This is a genomic window from Arthrobacter sp. 2YAF22_2, assembly GCF_052114645.1.
Classification (GTDB): Bacteria; Actinomycetota; Actinomycetes; order Actinomycetales; family Micrococcaceae; genus Arthrobacter.
In genome coordinates, this window is record NZ_JBFRFD010000476.1 from 1 (window position 1) to 2,781 (window position 2,781).

The following is a 2,781-nucleotide window of genomic DNA, read 5'->3' on the forward strand; positions in this document are numbered from 1 at the left end:
CGGTTTCGTCGCCGTCATGCGGCTCCGCTGCCGGGGCGCCGGCGCCGGCACGGCGGTTCCGGCGTCGTTGCTTGAGGAACTGGACACCCCACGGCAGGACGGAGACCAGGACCATCACCACGGCGATCACGTCGATGTTCTTGGCGATGATCTCGTACTGTCCCAGCCAGGTGCCCAGCAGCGTCACGGAGGTCGCCCACGCCAGGGCTCCGACGAAGTTCCAGAGCGTAAAGGCCTTGTATCCGTAGCGGCCGATGCCGGCGGTCAGCGGCGCAAAGGTCCTGACGATGGGAACGAAACGGGCCAGCACGACGGCGGCGCCGCCGTGGCGGCGGAAGAAGTCCTCCGTGGTGGTCAGGTGGGACGTCTTCAACACCTTCGCGTCGTACTTGAACCAGCGCCGTCCAAAGGCGCGGCCCAGCATGTAGCCGACCTGGTCGCCGGCGACGGCGGCTGCGGTGACCACACCGATCAACACCGGCAGCGCCAGCTGCAGCTGCTGGTGCAGCAGCCCGGCGGTGAAAAGCAAGGAATCGCCGGGCAGGAACGGAAAGAGCACGCCGGATTCGATGAACACCATCACCGCGATCACGCCAAGGGCCGCCGGACCGAGCCCAGCGAGCAGGCTTGCCGGGTCCAGCAGGGAAGGAGATCCGGCCGCGGCGGTCAGGGCCGGAACCAGTCCCGAGAGATAGATGCTGTGCACGGTTACGTCCTTAGCGTTGGCGTGAGTGGAGGAAGACGGCAGCCGGGAGGCGGTCCACGATCGGGGGAGCGAAGCGGTTCCACAGCCCGGCGACCAGGACCACGGCTGCGCTTGCGGCCAGGAACGAGGCCGCCACGTCGGTGGGGTAGTGGACCCCGACATAGACCCTGGACCACGCCACGATCAGGGCCATGGCGATGCCGGCGACGGCGATGAGCTTGGACCAGCGGGTGCCGCGGGCGAGGAAATAGAGTGCGAAAGCCAGCGCGACGGCGAACGAAACGTGGCCGCTGGGGAAGCTGTTGGAGCCGGTCTCCGGGGCGAGGGGATCGAAGAGCAGCGCCGGGTTGGGCCGTTGCCGGGCGATGATGAGTTTGAAGGCTTCGCTGGCCACCCAGCCGGAGCACGCCACGAGGCCGAAGCCGACGGCCTTGATCAGGTCACGGCGTACCAGCCAGATGTAGAGGGCGGCGACGCCGACCAGTGCGAGTCCCGCCACGGGGCCGAAAACGAAGTTGATTGCCATCGCGACGGCGGTCAGGGCGGCGGCGTGGTGCTGGCTGAGGTCCTGGTCCACGCCGAGCTCGGTCCGGGCTTCGCCGGGGATCAGTTGCACCGCCAGGCCCAGCGCGATGACGGCCGCGCAGAGCAGGACACCCACGAGCAGCCAGTGTCGGGCCTGGGGGAGGGCCCAGAACCGTTCCCGGGCAACAGGGCGCCCGGCGGGAACCTGGTGTGGTGCAGTGCGGTCGACAGGGGCGGGTCCAGTCATCGAAACCTCCGGCTCGGGGCAGCGGCGCGCGGTCGCGCGTCTAGTTCAAGTCTTTCCCGTGCCGTTTAAGAAACGCTTAAGAACTGCGCGGACGCCCGAAGTGGGGCTGGGCATAGTCGGGGCGGCGCAGGCATTTGTCTCCGCCGCCCGGGCTTTTCAGGTGCCCCGGTCCCTCAACCGGGCGTCCTCACTGTCCTGGCTACCAGCGGATTGGGCGGTGGCTCCGGTTGTTGTCGTTCTTGTTGTTATCGTGCCGCTGTCCGTTGTGGTCCCAGAAGCCGTTCCTGTCGTGCCGGCAGCCGTCGTCGCCCGTCCACTAGCCGTTATGGTCGTTGTCGTCGCGCCAGTTGCCGTCGTCATCCCGCCAACCCCAGCCGTCGACTGGTCCTTTGACGAAGGCCATATCTTCGGTGCCCAGCCGGACCCGGGCAGCCCGGCTGTGGGCGGTCCCCTGGCCCGGATTGCTCGGGGGAGGGTCCCGGATTTCTTAGCGGAAGGGCACCGAATGATTTGGAATTGATACCCGTTGATGGCCTGGCCGGGATCTCGGCCGGCGGTCGTGGTCCGCGTCGTCAGGACCGGGGTTGCTCCGGGAATGGTTGGCCGGAGGACCATTACAGTTCACGCCCCCGCCCGTATCCCGAACAGGGACTAAAGACCCAGACGCCGCAGGCGCGGACCCTCCACTGGCTGTACGCGTAGGCTGGACCGAGGACCGAAAGGCACTCGAATCCGAGGGGAAGCCAGATGGACGCCAAGCTTGGAATTGACGAATCGGTTCCACCCAGCGGCACCGGCTGTATTGAATGCGAGGCCGGGGGAGGCTGGTGGCTGCATCTGCGCCGGTGCGCGCAATGCGGCCACATCGGCTGCTGCGACAATTCGCCCGGCCAACATGCCACCGCGCATGCCGAAGCCAGCGGCCACCCGGTCATCCGGAGTTTCGAACCCGGCGAAGACTGGTTCTTCGACTACCCCAGCTCCTCGTTTTTTGACGGACCGGACCTCGAACCGCCGGCGCACCATCCGCCAGGCCAGGGTGTCCCGGGCCCGGCCTCACGCCTTCCCGGTGACTGGCAGGACCACCTGCACTGACGGCAACACGCCCGGCTTGGGGCACGCCAGACGGGTCCGGGGTGAAATGATCGCAGCATGAGCACACCTAACAAGGCTGGCCGCCAAGGGCTGAACTTCAACACCCGGGCCCATCATTCGCGGCTGCGGGTGGCAGCCATGGTCGTTGTCGGAGTCGCAGTGGGGCTGGCCGTCGGGTCCTTGAAGTCATGGGCGTACGCACCGGCCA

The 2,781-nt window shown here is 67.4% G+C and carries 3 protein-coding genes; 1 reads left to right on the forward strand and 2 read right to left on the reverse strand.

Annotated features, from left to right (window positions below; all coding sequences use genetic code 11):
- Both AB4Y86_RS16085 and AB4Y86_RS16090 read right to left on the reverse strand, forming a co-directional pair.
- On the reverse strand, nucleotides 1–697 hold a 697-nt coding region (locus AB4Y86_RS16085), incomplete at its 3' end, for a DedA family protein (RefSeq protein WP_441403185.1).
- A 19-nt stretch (nucleotides 698–716) separates the two neighbouring features.
- The gene (locus AB4Y86_RS16090; protein WP_441403183.1) at nucleotides 717–1,478 is read right to left on the reverse strand and encodes a phosphatase PAP2 family protein; all 762 of its coding nucleotides are present in this window, start codon (nucleotides 1,476–1,478) and stop codon (nucleotides 717–719) included.
- A gap of 747 nt (nucleotides 1,479–2,225) precedes the next feature.
- Between AB4Y86_RS16090 and AB4Y86_RS16095 the strand changes: the two genes are divergently transcribed.
- Nucleotides 2,226–2,573, forward strand: coding sequence for a UBP-type zinc finger domain-containing protein (locus tag AB4Y86_RS16095; protein ID WP_441403184.1), 348 nt, complete (start codon nucleotides 2,226–2,228; stop codon nucleotides 2,571–2,573).
- Nucleotides 2,574–2,781 lie beyond the last annotated feature (208 nt).

What these genes read in the sequence shown, in the direction of transcription:
- AB4Y86_RS16095 (WP_441403184.1), top strand. Translation starts at nt 2,226, where the DNA reads ATGGACGCCAAGCTTGGAATTGACGAATCGGTTCCACCCAGCGGCACC.
- AB4Y86_RS16090 (WP_441403183.1), bottom strand. Translation starts at nt 1,478, where the DNA reads ATGACTGGACCCGCCCCTGTCGACCGCACTGCACCACACCAGGTTCCC.